Source organism: Rhodobacter sp., from assembly GCA_020637515.1.
Lineage (GTDB): Bacteria > Pseudomonadota > Alphaproteobacteria > Rhodobacterales > Rhodobacteraceae > Pararhodobacter.
Genome location: JACKKG010000001.1, coordinates 1,905,524 through 1,922,861, shown reverse-complemented (window position 1 = coordinate 1,922,861; position 17,338 = coordinate 1,905,524). Strand labels below are relative to the sequence as shown.

General features: G+C 67.4%; 16 protein-coding genes and 2 tRNA genes. 13 read left to right on the top strand and 5 right to left on the bottom strand.

The annotated features are described in order from the left end of the window. Nucleotides 1-80 precede the first annotated feature (80 nt). Nucleotides 81-689 (bottom strand): hypothetical protein, encoded by a 609-nt coding sequence (locus H6900_09420; protein MCC0073494.1) that lies wholly within the window; start codon nt 687-689, stop codon nt 81-83. Beyond that, complete coding sequence (gene recA / locus H6900_09415) at nt 686-1,753, bottom strand: recombinase RecA (protein ID MCC0073493.1); 1,068 nt, start codon at nt 1,751-1,753, stop codon at nt 686-688. The genes H6900_09420 and recA overlap by 4 nt, the downstream gene beginning before the upstream one ends. A gap of 261 nt (nt 1,754-2,014) precedes the next feature. Here recA and H6900_09410 point away from each other — a divergent pair, with 261 nt between their 5' ends. Further along, entirely contained in the window at nt 2,015-3,463 is a 1,449-nt protein-coding gene (locus H6900_09410; GenBank protein MCC0073492.1) for a mannose-1-phosphate guanylyltransferase/mannose-6-phosphate isomerase, read from the top strand. A 10-nt stretch (nt 3,464-3,473) separates the two neighbouring features. After that, a complete protein-coding gene (locus H6900_09405; protein MCC0073491.1) occupies nt 3,474-4,832 on the top strand; it encodes a phosphomannomutase in 1,359 nt (452 codons plus the stop codon). Between the two features lie 12 nt (nt 4,833-4,844). Here the strand turns inward: H6900_09405 and H6900_09400 are convergent. After that, nucleotides 4,845-4,918: transfer RNA gene (locus H6900_09400), tRNA-Gly, on the bottom strand. Nucleotides 4,919-5,072: 154 nt separating this feature from the next. Between H6900_09400 and H6900_09395 the strand changes: the two genes are divergently transcribed. From H6900_09395 to H6900_09370, 6 genes are all read left to right on the top strand, one after another. Then, on the top strand, nt 5,073-5,792 hold the full coding sequence (locus tag H6900_09395; protein ID MCC0073490.1) for a polysaccharide deacetylase family protein: 720 nt from the start codon (nt 5,073-5,075) through the stop codon (nt 5,790-5,792). A 30-nt stretch (nt 5,793-5,822) separates the two neighbouring features. Beyond that, nucleotides 5,823-6,950 carry an alanine--glyoxylate aminotransferase family protein gene (locus H6900_09390; GenBank protein MCC0073489.1) on the top strand — a complete coding sequence of 376 codons (1,128 nt, stop codon included), beginning with the start codon at nt 5,823-5,825 and terminating at the stop codon, nt 6,948-6,950. 3 nt (nt 6,951-6,953) lie between these two features. Continuing rightward, the gene (locus H6900_09385) at nt 6,954-7,790 is read left to right on the top strand and encodes a DMT family transporter (GenBank protein ID MCC0073488.1); all 837 of its coding nucleotides are present in this window, start codon (nt 6,954-6,956) and stop codon (nt 7,788-7,790) included. Nucleotides 7,791-8,196: 406 nt separating this feature from the next. Then, a complete protein-coding gene (locus H6900_09380) occupies nt 8,197-8,613 on the top strand; it encodes a hypothetical protein (GenBank protein ID MCC0073487.1) in 417 nt (138 codons plus the stop codon). A gap of 64 nt (nt 8,614-8,677) precedes the next feature. Continuing rightward, entirely contained in the window at nt 8,678-9,133 is a 456-nt protein-coding gene (locus tag H6900_09375; GenBank protein ID MCC0073486.1) for a hypothetical protein, read from the top strand. Nucleotides 9,134-9,356: 223 nt separating this feature from the next. Then, entirely contained in the window at nt 9,357-9,566 is a 210-nt protein-coding gene (locus H6900_09370; protein MCC0073485.1) for a hypothetical protein, read from the top strand. A gap of 99 nt (nt 9,567-9,665) precedes the next feature. On the opposite strand, the gene H6900_09365 is transcribed toward H6900_09370, so the two are convergent. Next, the gene (locus H6900_09365; GenBank protein ID MCC0073484.1) at nt 9,666-10,136 is read right to left on the bottom strand and encodes a hypothetical protein; all 471 of its coding nucleotides are present in this window, start codon (nt 10,134-10,136) and stop codon (nt 9,666-9,668) included. 106 nt (nt 10,137-10,242) lie between these two features. On the opposite strand from H6900_09365, the gene H6900_09360 reads away from it, so the two are divergent. Continuing rightward, on the top strand, nt 10,243-11,235 hold the full coding sequence (locus H6900_09360; GenBank protein ID MCC0073483.1) for a WYL domain-containing protein: 993 nt from the start codon (nt 10,243-10,245) through the stop codon (nt 11,233-11,235). Nucleotides 11,236-11,286: 51 nt separating this feature from the next. Here H6900_09360 and H6900_09355 read toward each other — a convergent pair. Beyond that, a tRNA-Met gene (locus H6900_09355) sits at nt 11,287-11,363 on the bottom strand. A gap of 128 nt (nt 11,364-11,491) precedes the next feature. Here H6900_09355 and selD point away from each other — a divergent pair. The 4 genes from selD to H6900_09335 all read left to right on the top strand — a co-directional run bounded on the left by selD (nt 11,492) and on the right by H6900_09335 (nt 17,307). Continuing rightward, a complete protein-coding gene (gene selD / locus H6900_09350) occupies nt 11,492-13,651 on the top strand; it encodes a selenide, water dikinase SelD (protein MCC0073482.1) in 2,160 nt (719 codons plus the stop codon). 67 nt (nt 13,652-13,718) lie between these two features. Then, entirely contained in the window at nt 13,719-15,080 is a 1,362-nt protein-coding gene (gorA, locus tag H6900_09345) for a glutathione-disulfide reductase (GenBank protein MCC0073481.1), read from the top strand. A gap of 104 nt (nt 15,081-15,184) precedes the next feature. After that, on the top strand, nt 15,185-16,369 hold the full coding sequence (gene hflK / locus H6900_09340; GenBank protein MCC0073480.1) for an FtsH protease activity modulator HflK: 1,185 nt from the start codon (nt 15,185-15,187) through the stop codon (nt 16,367-16,369). Beyond that, nucleotides 16,369-17,307 (top strand): protease modulator HflC, encoded by a 939-nt coding sequence (locus tag H6900_09335; GenBank protein MCC0073479.1) that lies wholly within the window; start codon nt 16,369-16,371, stop codon nt 17,305-17,307. Before hflK ends, H6900_09335 begins: the two co-directional genes overlap by 1 nt. Nucleotides 17,308-17,338: the final 31 nt, after the last annotated feature.

Sequence of the window (17,338 nt, the reverse complement as noted above, 5' to 3'; positions counted from 1 at the left end):
CGCGGCGCGTTGCAATTTGACACGCGGGCCCGCCAGGCATTCACCCAGGCATTCACGCGGACGCGATGGCCCCTGCGCGGTCAGTCTGACGGATCGGCCGATTCCCTGGCCACTGCCGACGTGACCACCTTTGCCAATCTGTCGCCGTTGCGCACCGTGCCGTCGGTCACGATGCTGCACAGGACGCCGCGCAACCGCAGCGGGGGATTGCCCGGCGCGGTGATCCAGTCCTTGGCATCCGCGCCATAGCGCGCCTTCCATTTCACGCAAGCGTCGTTGAACACGCTCGATACGCGCAACACCACCTCGCCTGCGCGCAGCAACTGGCCCTCGGGAAGGTTGGCGACACTCAGGTCCATGTCCACGACAAACGTATCGCCGGGGTGCGGCGTCCGCGCGCGGTCACGCCACACCAGATCGAGCACTCGCTTCTGCAAAATGCAGACCTGAATGCCGGGATGGGGGCGTCCGTCGGGCAAACGCAGCCAGGGGGCGCTTGCCCAGCGTTCCCCCGAAATGCCGCCGGTGCGGGTCATTTCGATCGCGTCCACGAACCGACGCTGATTGTAGCCGGGGCGCAGGCACAATTGCTCGATGACCGCGCCATCCTTGGGCGCGGCCAGAATATGGGGAACGGCCGCGTCCAGTTCGATCCGGGACACCGGGTTCGGCGCGGCCGTCATGCTCATTCGTCCAGCACTTCGGAATCGTCGCTGCTCATGTGGAAATCCAGCCCGTTGGCCGCGCGGATCTTGTCCTCGATCTCGATCGCGACGGCGGGGTTCGCCTTGAGGTAGTTCTTGGAGTTCTCGCGACCCTGACCGATCCTCTCGTCCCCATAGGAATACCACGAGCCCGATTTCTCGACGACACCGGCCTTCACGCCGATATCGAGGAGTTCCCCCGTCTTCGAGATCCCGTCGCCATACATGATGTCGAATTCGACCTGCTTGAAGGGCGGCGCGACCTTGTTCTTCACCACCTTGACGCGGGTCTGGTTGCCCACGACTTCCTCGCGGTCCTTGACCGATCCGATGCGCCGGATGTCCAGACGCACCGAGGCGTAGAACTTGAGCGCGTTGCCGCCGGTCGTTGTCTCGGGCGAACCGAACATGACCCCGATCTTCATGCGGATCTGGTTGATGAAGATCACCATGCAGTTCGAACGGTTGATCGAACCGGTCAATTTGCGCATCGCCTGGCTCATCAGGCGGGCGTGCACGCCGACGCTCGAATCGCCCATGTCGCCCTCGAGTTCGGATTTCGGCGTCAGCGCCGCAACCGAGTCGATCACCACCACCGATACCGCGCCCGAACGGACCAGCGTATCGACGATTTCCAGCGCCTGTTCCCCGGTGTCGGGCTGCGAGATCAGCAGGTCCTCAAGGTTGACGCCCAGCCGTTTGGCGTATTGCGGATCCAAGGCGTGTTCGGCGTCTACAAAGGCGCAGACACCGCCTTTTTTCTGTTCTTCGGCAATGACATGCAACGTCAGCGTGGTCTTGCCCGAGCTTTCGGGTCCGTAGATTTCGACGATCCGTCCCTTGGGCAGACCGCCAATCCCCAGCGCGATATCCAGCCCCAGGGAACCGGTTGACGTCGCCTCGATCTCGGTCACGGGATTGTCCGCGCCCAGGCGCATGATCGACCCTTTGCCGAACTGCCGTTCGATCTGCGCCAGCGCCGAGTCGAGCGCCTTCTGCTTGTCCTGTGCACGTTTGTCCTGCATGTCGAGAAGGCTCGCGGTTGCCATGAATTCGACCCCTTATCCCATAGCCCATTCTGGGCGGCAATACAGTGTTTGTTTCCTTAATGTTCTCACCTTATGCGGACAAAATGAGAACATTTCAAGCAGTCTTTGACGAATCCCACGCTGATCGCGAAGGGTTAAGAAACCGTTCACACCGGCACGACCCCGCCCCGGCCCTCGCCATTACCCCGCCCGCGCCACGCTTTCGCCCATGTTTGCAGCGATACCGCGGACCAGTTCGCAGCTTTCGCATATGGCCCGCTTATGACTTCTTCGCTTCATCCGGTTCTACTGTGCGGTGGCTCGGGGACGCGCCTGTGGCCCCTGTCGCGCAAATCCTACCCCAAGCAGTTCTCGTCGCTGATCGGGGACGAGAGCCTGTTCCAGGCCTCGGCCCGGCGGCTGTCCGGGCCGGGTTTCGCAGCACCGGTGATCGTCACGGGGTCGGATTTCCGCTTCATCGTCACCGAACAACTCGCGCAGGCGCATCTCGATCCCGCCGCGATCCTCATCGAACCGGCGGCGCGCAACACGGCGCCGGCGATCCTGGCGGCGGCGCTGATCCTGCAACGGCAGGACCCCGGGGCCGTCATGCTGGTCGCGCCGTCAGATCATGTGATCCCCGACGGCGCGCGGTTCCGCGAGGCCGTGCTGGGCGCGCTGCCCGTCGCGCAGCAAGGGCAGATGGTGACCTTCGGCATTCGGCCGGACCGGGCGGAAACCGGCTATGGCTGGCTTGAACTGACGACCTGCCCCGACCCCGAATTCAGCCCCGTGCCGCAACCGCTGGCACGGTTTGTCGAAAAGCCGGACCTGCCAAGCGCGCAGGCGATGCTCGATGGCGGCCGGCATCTTTGGAACGCGGGCATCTTCCTGTTCCGCGCCGACACGCTGGTCGCGGCCTTTGCCGCGCTGCAACCCGAGATCCTGGACCAGGTGCGCGCCTCCGTCGCCGGGGCCGAATCCGACCTGGCCTTTACCCGGCTCGCTCCTGCCCCCTGGGACAAGGTCGCGGACATCTCGATCGACTATGCGGTGATGGAAAAGGCCGACAACCTGGCGGTGGTGCCCTATGGCGGGGCCTGGTCCGACCTCGGCGGATGGGAAGCCGTCTGGCGCGAGGCCGGGCCCAACGCCACCGGGGTGGTCACCAAAGGCCCCGCGCAGGCGATCGATTGCACGGATACGCTGTTGCGATCGGAATCGACGGGTCAGGAGTTGGTCGGCATCGGCCTGACCGACATCATCGCCGTCGCCATGCCCGACGCGGTTCTGGTCGCCCACAAATCGCGCGCGCAAGAGGTCCGCAAGGCGGTCTCGGCGCTGAAGGCCAAGGGGTCCCCACAGGCCGAGACCTTCCCGCGCGATCATCGCCCCTGGGGCTGGTTCGAAAGCCTCGCCATGGGCCCGCGCTTTCAGGTCAAGCGGATCGTCGTGCACCCCGGCGCGGCCTTGAGCCTGCAATCGCACCATCACCGGGCCGAACACTGGATCGTGGTCGAGGGCACCGCGCGCGTGACCATCGGCGACACCGTGCAACTGGTGAGCGAGAACCAGTCGGTCTATATCCCGCTGGGCGCCGTGCACCGGATGGAGAACCCGGGCAAGCTGCCCCTGACCCTGATCGAGGTTCAGACCGGCAGTTATCTGGGCGAGGACGACATCATCCGTTACGAAGACGTCTATGCCCGCGGCCAGGGCGCCAAGGGATGAGAATCCGCGCATGAACCTGACCTGCTTCAAAACCTACGACATCCGCGGCCGTCTGGGCGTGGACCTCGACGACGCCATCGCCTATCGCATCGGACGCGGCTTTGCCCGCGTGCTGGCGGCCCGGCGCGTGGTCCTGGGCCGCGACATCCGCGCCAGTTCGGACGCTCTCGCCGGCGCCGTCGCCCGCGCGCTGATGGACGAAGGGTGCGAAGTCCTGGACCTGGGGCTTTCCGGCACGGAAGAGATGTATTTCGCCACCACCCGGTTCGAAGCCGACGGCGGGCTGTGCGTCACGGCCTCGCACAATCCGATGGATTACAACGGCATGAAGATGGTGCGCGCGGGTTCGGCACCGCTGGACGCCGCCACCGGATTGCACCGCATCAAGGCGCTGGCCGAGGGCGACGCCTTTGGCCCCGCGAAAGCCGGGGGCACGCGGCGCGACATCGCGACCGAGGCCCGCGCGGCCTATGTCGCGCAGGTGCTGCGATTCGTCGATGTCACCGCGCTGAAACCCCTGACGATCGTGGTCAATGCCGGCAACGGCGCGGCCGGGCCGACCTTTGACGCGCTCGCCGACGCGCTGGCGCGCCAGGGTGCACCGCTGCGCTTCGTGCGGATGCACCACCAGCCCGACAGCGCGTTTCCAAACGGCATTCCCAACCCGCTGCTGCCCGAAAACCGCCCCCCCACCGCCGCGCGTGTCCGCCTCGAGGGGGCGGACATGGGCATCGCCTGGGACGGCGATTTCGACCGCTGCTTCTTCTTTGACCATACCGGCGCCTTCGTGGACGGGGAATACATCGTCGGCCTGCTGGCCGAGGTCTTCCTGAGCCGCGAGCCGGGCGCGCGCATCATTCACGACCCGCGCGTCATCTGGAACACGCAAGACGTCGTGGCACGGGCCGGCGGCATCGCCGTGCAGGCGCGCACCGGGCACGCCTTCATCAAGCAGGCGATGCGCGACACCGGCGCAGTCTATGGGGGCGAAATGTCGGCCCACCACTATTTCCGCGATTTCGTTCATTGCGACAGCGGCATGATCCCCTGGCTGGTGCTGGCCGAACTGGTCAGCCGCAAGGGCCCTCTGGCGGACCTGGTGGCGGCGCGGCGGCGGGCCTTTCCATCCTCGGGCGAGATCAACTTTCACCCCGCCGACCCTGGCGCTGCCATCGCCAGGGTGCGCGCCGCCCATGAACCGCAGGCGCGCGCGGTCGATGAAACCGACGGCATCAGCCTGGACATGGGCGACTGGCGCTTCAATCTGCGCAGTTCCAACACCGAACCCGTGGTGCGGCTGAACATGGAAAGCCGCGGCCAGCCGCTTGCGGCGCATCTGGCGGCGATCACCGCGCTGCTGCAAGCCTGACCGGAAAAAACCTGGAGCGGGTAGCGGGAATCGAACCCGCCCCATCAGCTTGGAAGGCTGAGGCGCTACCACTACACCATACCCGCCAGGTGGGGTTCAGATAGCGTCTCGGCGATCCGAGGGCAAGTGGCGCAATGGCGCCGCCCGCAATTGGCGCCCGGCCCCGACACCCGGGCATTCCCTCGCAGTTGTGACCCGGTGTGACTGGACCCCGGCAGGGGTTGGGATCAGATTCGCACGATGAAGGTCGTCCTGCTTGCCCTTGTCCTGATCGCGGTGCCACTGGGCCTGTGGCACCTGTCGCGGGCGCGCGACTATCAGCTCTTTGCGCCGCTGGTGTCTCGGGTGGATATCCGCGAACCCCTGGTCGCGCTGACCTTTGACGACGGCCCCACCGCCGGCCAGACCGAGGCCCTGATCGCCCTGCTGGCCAGCCGGGGCGTGCGCGCCACCTTCTTTGTCACCGGCCAGCAAGCCGAATCCCTGCCCGCCGAGACCCGCGCCCTGGTCGCGGCCGGGCATGTGCTGGGCAACCACGCCTTCAGCCACCGGCGCATGGTGCTGGCCCGGCCCTCGTGGGTGCGTCAGGAACTGGCGCTGACCGATGCGGCGATCCGCGCCGCCGGGCAAACCGGGCCGATCCTGTTCCGCCCGCCCTACGGCAAGAAGCTGTTCGTGCTGCCCTGGGTTCTGGCCCGGCAGGGCCGACTGACGATCATGTGGGATGTCGAGCCCGATTCCGACCCCGCCGCCGACGCCGACACCATCGCCCGCGAGGCCCTGGCCGGGGCGCGGCCCGGGTCGATCATCCTGCTGCACGCCATGGCCGCCGCCCGCACCGCCACGCGCGCGGCCCTGCCCGCGATCATCGACGGGCTCAGGGCGCGAGGCTTCCGGCTGGTTACCGTGCCCGAACTGCTGCGCGCCGGCGGCGTTGCGCCGGCCCCCGTCGCGCCCTAGTGTGACGCGCAACCAGAAACGGAGACCCCGATGCCCGCGCTTCATGACCATATCGACCCCGAGGGGCTGGAAGAATTCTCGGTCGTCTTCACCGACCGATCGCTCAACCACATGTCGCAGCGGTTCCAGCAGGTGATGCGCGACATCTCGGGGATGCTGAAAGAGGTCTACAACGGCACGGCCGTGGCGCTGGTGCCGGGTGGCGGCACCTTTGCCATGGAATCCGTGGCCCGGCAGTTCGCGCGGGGCAAATGCCTGGTGGTGCGCAACGGTCTGTTCAGCTTTCGATGGAGCGCGATCTTCGACGCCGGCCACCTGACCGAGGACGCCTCGGTGCTGATGGCGCGCCCGTCCGGCAACGACCCGCAGGCCCCCTTTGCCCCCGCCCCCATCGCCGAAGTCACCGCCCGCATCCGCGCCGAGGCCCCGCAGGCGGTCTTTGCGCCACATGTCGAAACCTCGGCGGGCATGATCCTGCCGGACGATTACATCAAGTCCATGGCGGACGCGGCGCATGACGTCGGGGCCTTGATGGTGCTCGACTGTATCGCCTCGGGCGCGGCCTGGGTGGACATGAAGGCGCTCGGCGTGGATGTGCTGGTCTCGGCGCCGCAAAAGGGTTGGAGCGCCTCGCCCTCGGCCGGGATCGTGGTGCTTGGTCCGCGCGCCGAAAAGCGGCTCGAGGAGACGACCTCGGACAGTTTCGCGCTGGACCTGAAAAAATGGCGCGCGATCCTGAAGGCCTATGAGGACGGCGGCCACGCCTATCACGCGACCATGCCGACCGACGCGCTGGTCGGGCTGCGCGACGCCATGATGGAAACCCGCGCCATGGGCTTTGACGCCGCCAAGCAGGCGCAGCACGCCTTGGGCAAGGGTGCGCGCGCCCTGCTGGCCGCCTATGGCCACAAACCGCTGGCGGCCGAAGGATTCGGTGCGCCGGGTGTGGTGGTCTGCTTCACCGACAGGCCCGAGTTGCAGACCGGCGCGGCCTTTGCCGCCGCCGGCTACCAGATCGCCGCCGGGGTGCCGCTGATGGTGGGCGAAGGCGACGGGTTCCGCACCTTCCGCATCGGCCTGTTCGGCCTGGACAAGCTCAAGGACGTGCCCGGCACCCTGGCGCGGCTCGATACCGCGCTGAAGGCCGTGGCAGGCTGACCCATGCGCTTGCTGGCGCTGAGCGCGCTGGTCATGGTGGCCTTTGCCGCCAATTCGCTGTTGAACCGCTGGGCGGTCGGCGGCGGCCTGATCGGCGCGCTGCCATTCGCGCTGATCCGGGTGGCTTCGGGCGCCCTGGTGCTGGGCCTTCTGGCCCGGGCCCGTCCGACGCGCGCCGCGCTGAAATCCGCGCTTTGGCTCACCCTCTACCTGGTGGGTTTCTCGATGGCCTATACCGCGCTGGACGCAGGCGTCGGCGCGTTGATCCTGTTCGCCGGCGTGCAGGTCACGATGCTGGCGGGCGCCGCACTGGCGGGCGAATCGCAGCCGCCCCGGCGCCTTCTGGGCGCGGGCGTGGCGCTGCTCGGCCTGGCGGCGCTGTTGTGGCCGGGCACGCAGGCGGTGCCGGCGCCGCAACCGGCGCTGCTGATGGGCGCAGCGGCGCTGGGATGGGGCCTCTATTCCCTGGCCGGTCGCGGCGTGGCCGCACCGCTCAAGGCCACCGCCGCGAATTTCCTGCTGGCCACGCCGATGGTCGCGCTGGCCACCCTGGCCACGGGCCCGGACCTGACGCTACCGCCGGCTCAGCCCCTGGGCATGGCCCTCGCTGCCGTCGCGGGGGCGGTCACCTCGGGGCTGGGCTATGCGCTGTGGTATGCGGTCCTGCCGCAACTGGGTGCAGCCCGCGCCGCCGTCGCGCAATTGACGGTGCCGGTGATCGCGATCGCCGCGGGCGCGCTATTGCTTGGCGAACGGCTCGGCCCAGCGGCGCTGGCAGCCTCGGCCGTGGTGTTGGCGGGCGTGGCGCTGGCCACACTGCCCGCGCGCCGGCGCCACTGACCGGCCAATCGTCACAGCTTTCCCGCAATTGTTGGCCATTCCGACCGAATGAAATCGGTTTTCGCGATACAACGCCCTGTTATCGCGATGCGTTAAATTCTTTTTCTACCCTTGGTTGCATATTGATTGCTTTTTTTAACTAATTCCAGAGCGCAGCTCTTAGCGGCATATTTTGCTGATATTATAACCATACCTTGATCGCCTATCCTGAAGCCCTCAGCGTTTCCGTTCAACCGCGGGTTACAGGGGTGGAATGCCCCGTTCGCCGCCCCATTGAGAGGACCGGATCAAAAACCAGGCGATTTTTCATGCGCCTGCTGCGACGCTTCGCAAGCAAGCGCCCGTCCTTTTTCAGCGATCGCGAGAAGCATGTTTCAAGTCCGTGTCTGACAGGAGTTCAACACCAATGGAAAGGTCGAAAATCGTCGAGATTGAGCTCGAATTCGAGCGGATGCTGGCCCAGTCGCGCGAGCTGTCCGTGTTTCGGCGTAATCCCACCACCTGGGAATTTCTGCTGCTGCTCGCACAAAGCGAGCAGGGCGCCATGGATGGGCTCTACAGCACGATCGACGCGGTGCAGACGCGGTATCTGGGAAACTCGGCCTTGCTGAAATTCATTCGCGAACGCCGTGACCACGGGGACCTTCGGTTTCTGGAAGCCGACAAGAAAAGCAAATGGATCATTCAGGTCGATCAGAAACTGATCGAACATCTGGAAACCTTGCTGCGCTGGCGGGACGACGAATTGATCGCCGCCTCGGCGCGACCGAACCACGAGCCGGCCACCCGGTTCGCGGCGCCCCCGGCAAAGTCCGAGTCCTGACCATGCCCGCGTCGCAACCCCGTCGGCGACCTTATGAGAGGCGGGCCTGCTGCACGGGTGCCGCATGATCGGATCGGTGCTTGTCGTGTCGTCCGCGAATATTTGCCGCGCCCCCTTGGGCGCGGAATTGTTGCGCGCGGCGTTGCGGGAACGCGGCGCCAGCATTGCCGTCGATTCGTCCGGGTTGCACGCGCGCGACGGGACGCCCGCCGACCCCGAAACCTGCCTTCTGGCCAAACGCCACGGCCTGCTGCTGGACACGCACCGCGCGCGCCGCCTCACGCCCGACGCAGCGCGACAGGCGGATCTGATCCTGGCCATTGACCGGCCCGTGCAGGCCGAAGTGCGGGAACAAAGCCCCGAACTGGCGCCGAAACTCGCGCTCTTTGACCAGTGGATCGGCGCGAAAGGCATTCTGGACCCGCACCAACGATCCCGCGAGTTCCACCAGGCGGCCTATCTGCTGTTGCGTGATGCCGCGCACGCCTGGGCCACGCGGCTCGCCCCGACCGCCCGCTAGGATCGGCGCCACCAAGGCACCCGCCCCGCTCGCCGCGTTCCGATTGCCCACCCTCTTCCGGAATGCCAAGGCCGCCATTTATCGACCTTTCCGGCAGGCAATTAATGAAGCCTTTCTTTTGGCTTGTCCCAATCCGCGATTAAGGAAACGATGAATAGGGCGTCGAAATATCCCGGCGTCGCGGGCAATTCATGATCCGTTTCACCCTTTTTGGAAAACATCGATGACCGATTTTACCGGAATGGATGCGGACAGCATGTTCGGATCTGTCGATCCGCCGCCCAAAGGACCGGCGCGCCTTTTGGCGTCGGACCCGGGGAATGCCCGGCTGCAAAGTCTGGTGATTGAAAATGAGCGGCTCAAGGCGCGAATCAGGGAACTGAACCGATTGCTCGCGCGAGCGGAAGGCCGGGATTTGTCCCGGCTGTCCTGACCGGACTCGCGTTTGCGACCGGATCTGTCGTTCTGTCGCACGCCTTTCCCGCGTCCGATGCCAGAGCCGACCTGCCGCCGGCTCTGACCAAAGGGCGGACTAAGTCGCCCGCGCCGATTGCGTCCGCATTGCTTCAGCCCGGTCCATCAGCAGGGCGGTCAGGGCGCTTTCCACCGCCGGGCTGAGCCGGATGTGCATCTTGCTTTTCTTTCGGGCGTGACGGTCAAAGACCAGCAAGCCATCATCGCGCCGGTCCCGCACAAAGCGCAACAAGGCCGACTGCCCCAGGCCTTTGGACCGCAGGCCTTCGATCAGTTCATAAACCCCGGGCTTGTCGGTTTCCGGCGCGGCGCACAACACCAAAAGCAATTCCCAGGTCGCGCAATTGCGCTGAAACAGCGCGAGGTTGCGGTTGCGGCTGACCGCGCGTTCAAAGGCCAGGTCGATGGCAAGCGTTCGCGACAAAAACCCGGGATCGGTATCGACCCCGGGCCAGCATTCCGTTTCCTCACCGATCCGGTTCGATCGTCGCAAGAGGGTTTCCTTTTCCAGGTGGCCAATCATCGACATTTTTTATCGCCTTTTTTCGTTTCTGCCTTGCACCCCGTTGCGCAGTTGTCCGGGGCTGACTCCTCTTATAATGTCGCTGCACGTCAATTCCTGTCATGGAGCCACCATGTCGCTCACCAAAGCCCGGGATCTGTTGCGTCTGGCCGAGATGGCCGCGTCGCGTCATGCGGGGGTCACGCTGTCCGAAATCGCCGAGACCTTCGCGGCCGACCACCGCACCGCGCAACGGATGACCCGCGCGCTCGAGGATACCTTCGACACCGTCGAGGTGTTCACCGACGAGGCCCGTCGCAAGCATTGGCGCCTGCGCGACACGCGCCTGTTGCGGTTGCAGGGGCTGCGCGACAGCGAGTTGGTGGCGCTCGACCTGTCGATCCGCCGCGCCAGGCGCGAGGGCGCCGACAATGAGGTGCGCGCGCTGGAATCGTTGCGCGACCGCTTGCTGGCGACCCTGCCCCGCCCGCACGCCCGTCGTGCCGAGGTGGACGCCGACGCGGTGCTCGAGGCCTATGGCTATGCCTCGCGGCCCGGTCCGCGGATCCCGGTCGAACCGCGGCTTCTCGACACCATCGTCGAGGCCCTCAAGGGACCGTTCCGCCTGCTGATCGGCTATCGCGGACCAACCGACGCCACCCCACGCGAGCGGGTGGTCGATCCGCACGGGCTGATCCTGGGCGTGCGCCGGTATCTCGTGGCGTTCGAGCCGGAGAAGGACGAAGCGCCCCGCCATTTCCGGCTGGACCGCATGACGACCGCGCGCCTGCTGCCCGATCTGTTTGTCCGGCGCGAGGATTTCGACCTGACCGAGCACAGCGCCCGGGCCTTTGGCTCGTATCACTCCGAGGCCGAGTTCGGCCCCGTGGTCTGGCGTTTTGCCGCCGAAGTGGCGGATGTCGCGCGCGATTTCCTGTTTCACCCCCGGCAGGTCATGACGCGCGAACCCGACGGCGCGCTGACCGTCCGCTTCGCCGCCAGCGGCTGGCTGGAAATGTCCTGGCACCTCTACCAATGGGGCGACAAGGTCGAGGTCCTGGAACCCGAGGGGCTGCGCGCCATGACCGCCCGATGGCAGCGCGCGGATTTCGACGCCCTGCCCTGACCACAGAACACGGCCGGCGGCTGTCAACACGCTGATTTTTCGGGGGAATGATGGTAGCGGAGGAGGGACTTGAACCCCCGACACGCGGATTATGATTCCGCTGCTCTAACCAACTGAGCTACTCCGCCCCGGAGTGGCGGCTTCCTAGGCCACCGCCCCGATGGCGTCAAGAGGGAAATCACCCACCACAGCGGCGCTTTGTCCGCTCGCCTCGGGGCGGACAAAGCGATAGCTGTCGGGGCGAAACGGAGGCGCCATGCAAACCTTGCCCCAGACCCGTGATCTCGTTCTTGTCGGCGGCGGCCATGCCCATGCGCTGGTGTTGCTGAAATGGGCGATGGACCCTTTGCCCGGCGCCCGCCTGACGGTGATCGACCCGAATCCGACCGCGCCCTATACCGGCATGCTGCCCGGCCATATCGCCGGCCATTACTCCCGCGCCGAGTTGGAGATGAACCTGGTCGCCCTGGCCCGGAATGCCGGGGCGCGGCTGATCCTGGGGCGGGCGGTCGGCCTGGATCCCGTGGCGCGCCAGGTTCAGGTTCCGGGACGCCCGCCGGTCGCCTATGACGTGGCCTCGATCGACATCGGCATCACCTCGACCTTGCCGGACCTGCCGGGGTTCATGGACCACGCTGTCGCCGCGAAACCGCTGGGCGGCTATTCCGAACGCTGGGCGCATTTCGTGGCCGAGGCGGGCGAAACCCGGCCGCCGATCGTCATCCTGGGCGCGGGCGTGGGCGGGGTGGAGCTGGCGCTGGCGATGCAGCACCGCCTGCCGGGCGCACCGATCACGCTGGTCGAGCGCGACCGCCCCTTGCCGCATCTGGGTCGGGCGGCGCGGACGAAACTGCTGTCGCTGCTGGACAGGCGCGGCATCGTGCTTTGCCAGGGCGCGGCCGTCTCGGTCGATGCGGCGGGGGTCACGCTGGGCGATGGCCGACGCCTCGACGCCGGCTTCGTTCTGGGCGCGGCGGGCAGCCGGCCGCAGGACTGGCTGACCGCGACCGGGCTGCACCTGACGCAGGGTTTCGTCACGGTGGACCCGATGCTGCGCTCGATCTCGCATCCCGATGTCTTTGCCGCCGGCGATTGCGCGCATATGGCCGAAAGCCCCCGCGCCAAGGCCGGGGTCTATGCGGTCCGTCAGGCGCCGGTGTTGCTGCACAACTTGCGCGCGGCGCTGTCCGGCGACGCGCTGCGGCCCTATCATCCGCAGCGCGACTACCTGAAGCTGATCTCGTTGGGCGGGCAAGAGGCGCTGGCCGACAAATGGGGCCTGCCGCTGTCCGGCCGCTGGCTGTGGCGCGTCAAGGATCGCATCGACCGCAAGTTCATGCGCATGTGCCAGACCCTGCCCCGGATGCCGCAGCCCCCGCTGCCCCGCCCCCATGCGCTGGGCCTGGCCGAGGTCCTGGGCGACAAGCCGATGTGTGGCGGCTGCGGCGCCAAGGTGGGACCCGACGCGCTGCGCGGCGCGCTCAGGGGCCTTGCGACGTCGGGCGCGGTAGAGCTGGGCGCGGGCGATGACGCCGCGGTGCTGGCGGTGGGCGGCGCGCGGCAGGTGATCGCAACGGATCATCTGCGCGCCGTGACCGACGACCCCTGGCTGATGGCGCGCATCGCGACCGTTCACGCCCTGGGCGACATCTGGGCCATGGGCGCCACGCCACAGGCGGCGCTGGTGCAACTGATCCTGCCGCGCCTGTCCGAGGATTTGCAAGGCCGCACCCTGTCCGAGATCATGTCCGGCATCGCCGATGTGTTGGCCGGCGCCGGCGCGGGCATCGCCGGCGGCCACACCACGCAGGGCGCGGAACTGACCATCGGCCTGACGGTGACGGGTCTGGCCGGTGACCGGGTGCTGACCAAGGGCGGCGCGCAGCCCGGGGACGCGCTGCTTATGACCAAGCCCATCGGCTCGGGAACCCTGCTGGCGGCCGAGATGCAGAAACAGGCCGACGGGCGCGATATCGCGGCGCTGTGGCCCTGGCTCACGCAGCCACAGGGCGCGGCCTCGGCGATTCTGGCGCCCGTGGCACGGGCGATGACGGACGTGACCGGCTTTGGCCTGGCCGGGCATCTCGACGAGATGCTGCGCGCGGGCTCGGTCGGGGCCGAGATCGACCTCGCCTCCGTGCCCGTCTTTTCGGGGGCCGAGGCCCTGGCGGCGGCGGGCATCGCCTCGACCATCGCGCCGGCGAACCGGGCCGCGCTGCTCGGTCGCATCGCCGCGCCGCAGACCGCCCGCGCCGCCCTGCTGTTCGATCCGCAGACGGCCGGCGGTCTTATGGCCGCGGTGCCCCACGACGCGGTGGCCGATCTGCTGTCGCGGCTTTCCCAGGCAGGCTACGCCGCCGCCTGCATCGGCCGCGTCACCGCGGCCGGCGACGGGCCCGCCCTGCGGGTCACCTGACCCCTTGGGTTTCCTGTGCCGACGGCTTAGGTAAAGGCCCAGACCGACGGAATGCACGGAGCGCGCCATGACCACCCAGTTCGACTATGACCTCTTCGTCATCGGCGGCGGCTCGGGCGGCGTCAGGGCGGCGCGCATCGCGGCCAGCGAACACGGCGCCAAGGTCGCCATGGCCGAAGAATACCGCATGGGCGGCACCTGCGTGATCCGCGGCTGCGTGCCCAAGAAGCTGATGGTCTTCGCCGCCGGCCACGGCGCCGCGATGGACGAGGGCGCGGCCTATGGCTGGCAGGGGGAAAAGGGTCGCTTCGACTGGCCGGTCTTTCGCGCGCGGTTGCACGCGGAACTGAACCGGCTCGAGGGGATCTATACCCGCAACGCCGAAAGCGCGGGTGTCACCATCTACCCGATGCGCGCGACCGTGACCGATCCGCACACGCTGCGGCTGGCGGACGGGCGGCAGGTGACGGCAAAGCACATCCTGATCGCCACCGGCGGCACGCCCTTCATCCCCGAACCCTATCGCGACCTCGGCGCCTGGACCTCGAACGACATCTTCCTGATGGACCGGATGCCCGCGAACCTTCTGGTGCTGGGCGGCGGCTTCATCGCCTGCGAGATGGCCAGCCTGTTGCAGGGGTTGGGGGTGCAGGTCACGCAGATGTATCGCGGCGCCCAGATCCTGCGCGGCTTTGACCGGGACGTGCAGGACCACGTCGCGGCGGCACTGGTGCAACAGGGCATCAAGCTCGAGGTTAACACCGACCTCACCGCGCTCGACCGTCTCGAGGCCGGCCGGTTCCGCACCACCGACACCCAGGGCCGCACGCGCGACTTCGAGGCCGTTCTTTTTGCCACCGGCCGGGTGGCGAACACCGCCGGGCTGGGCCTTGAACGGGCCGGGGTCGCGCTGGACGCAAGTGGCGCCGTGGTGGTCGATGCGTGGTCGCAGACCAACGTGCCCTCGATCTATGCGGTGGGGGATGTGACCGGCCGCATCCAGTTGACCCCGGTCGCCATCCGCGAGGGGCACGCCTTTGCCGACACGGTATTCGGGGGCCGACAGGTCCAGGTCGATCACACGAATGTCGCCAGCGCCGTCTTCACCCGCCCCGAGGCCGGAACGGTCGGCCTGACCGAGGACGAGGCGCGCGCCCTGGGCCCGGTCGAGATCTACATGGCCAGCTTCCGGCCCATGCAATCGGCCTTCATCAACGCCGAGACCAAGGCCCTGTTCAAGCTGGTCGTTTGCGCCGAAACCCGCCGGGTCCTGGGGTGCCATATCGTCGCACCCGGCGCCGGCGAATTGATCCAGATTGCCGCCGTCGCGGTCAAGATGGGCGCCACGAAAGAGGATTTCGACCGCACCGTCGCGGTCCACCCGACCATGAGCGAGGAACTGGTGCTGCTGCGCAAACCGACGCGCTGAGCCCCTTTGCCTCTTATCTGCGGCGTTTTGCCTTGAATCCCGGGCCCGGGTGCCCAATTCAGGCAGAGGACACCGAATTGACAGACCTGAACCAAGGAGAGGCCATGTCAGGCAACAGTGGAGGCCCCTGGGGCGGCGGTGGAAACCGCGGCGGCTCGGGCGACGGGAACCGCCCCCCGGGCGGCGGCAATGGCCCCGAACGCCCCCAGATCCCGGAAATCGACGATCTGGTGAAAAAGGGCCAGCAGAAGCTGAAGGTCCTGATGGGTGGCCAGGGTGGCGGCAATGGCAGCGGGTCTGGCGGCGGGCGCGGCCCGTCGGGTCCCGGGCTGACCGGTCGTGGCATCCTGATCGGCGCGGCGGTTCTGGCCGCCGGCTGGCTTTGGGCCTCGTTCTATCAGGTGCAGCCCGAAGAACGTGGCGTGGAACTGCTGTTCGGAAAATATTACCGCACCGTGGATGACGGCCCGCACCTGGCCCCCTGGCCCTTTGTCCGCGCCGAGGTCGTGCAGACCACGACCGAACGGGTGACCGAGGTCGGCACCGGGCGCTCGCAGCTCGACTCGGGCCTGATGCTGACCCGCGACGAGGCCGTGGTGGACATCGAATTCCAGGTGGTCTGGAACATCTCGGACCCCAGCAAATTCCTGTTCAACCTGGCCGACCCCACGAACACCGTGCGCGCGGCCGCGGAATCGGCGATGCGCGACATCATTGCCCGCTCGGAACTGTCGCCGATCCTGAACCGGGACCGCGGCACCATCGCCGCCGAGTTGCGCGCCGCCGTGCAAGAGGTCCTGGACAGCTACGAATCCGGCATCTACGTCATCCGCATCAACTTCGACCGGGCCGATCCGCCGCGCGAAGTGATCGACAGCTTCCGCGAGGTGCAGGCCGCCCGCCAGGAACGCGACCGGCTGGAACGCCAGGCCGACGCCTACGCCAACCGCGTGTTGGCCGGCGCCCGCGGCGAGGCCGCGCAGATCCGCGAACAGGCCGAAGCCTATCGCGCCGAGGTGGTCAACACCGCCGAGGGCGAGGCCAGCCGCTTCGTCTCGGTCTGGGAAGAATACCGCAACGCGCCCGGCGTGACGCGCGAGCGGATGTATCTGGAAACGATGGAACGCGTGCTGGGTGGCATGAACCTGACGATTCTGGACGGGGTCAGCGGTCAGGGCGGCGGACAGGGCGTCGTGCCCTACCTGCCGCTGGAAAGCCTGCGCGGCACACCGGCCCCGGCGGCCGGCGCCGTGACGCGCGACAGCGCCGCGAACACGGGGAGCAATTGATGAAACGTCTGTCCTTTGTGATCCCCGCCATCATCATCGCCGGCGCGGTGGGCCTGTCGTCAATGTTCATCGTCGATGAGCGTGAAAACGCGCTTGTCCTGCAATTCGGGCAGGTCAAGCAGGTGCGCACCTTGCCCGGGCTCTATTTCCGCATCCCCTTCATTCAGGAGGTCGTGCGCTACGATTCGCGCATCCTCGGCCTGCAATCGCAACCGCTCGAGGTGACGCCCGCCGACGACCGGCGCCTTGTGGTGGACGCGTTCCTGCGCTGGCGCATCGACGATGTGCAGCGGTTCCGTCAGGCGGTCGGCGCGGTCGGCATCAGTGCCGCTCAGGGCCGGATCGAACAGATCCTGAACGCCGCCATCCGCGAGGTTCTGGGTTCGGTCCCGTCGAATGCCGTGCTGTCCGAAGACCGCACCGGGCTGATGAACCAGATCCGCGACATTGCCCGCCGCGAGGCGCGCTCGCTGGGGGTGGATGTCATCGACGTGCGCCTGACCCGCACCGACCTGCCCGAACAGAACCTCGCCGCGACCTATGCGAGGATGCGCGCCGAGCGCGAGCGCGAGGCCGCGGACGAGATCGCACGCGGCAACGAAGCCGCGCAACGGGTGCGCGCTCAGGCCGACCGGACGGTGACGGAACTGGTGTCCTCGGCCCGTCGCGATGGCGACATCGTCCGCGGTGAAGCCGACGCGCAGCGCAACCGGATCTACGCCGAAGCCTTTGGCCGCGATCCCGAATTCTTCGCCTTCAGCCGGTCGCTCATGTCCTATGAGCGCGCGCTAACCGGCGCGAATTCCTCGATGGTGCTGAGCCCGGACAGCGATTTCTTCCGCTATCTGAACGCGATCGACCCGGGCGGGATGCCGGCGGCCATGACCGTGACAGACCCCGCGACGCCCCGGCCCGCGGACACGCCCGCCAGCAACTGATCTCTTGCGCGCCCCCGGATTTGTCCGGGGG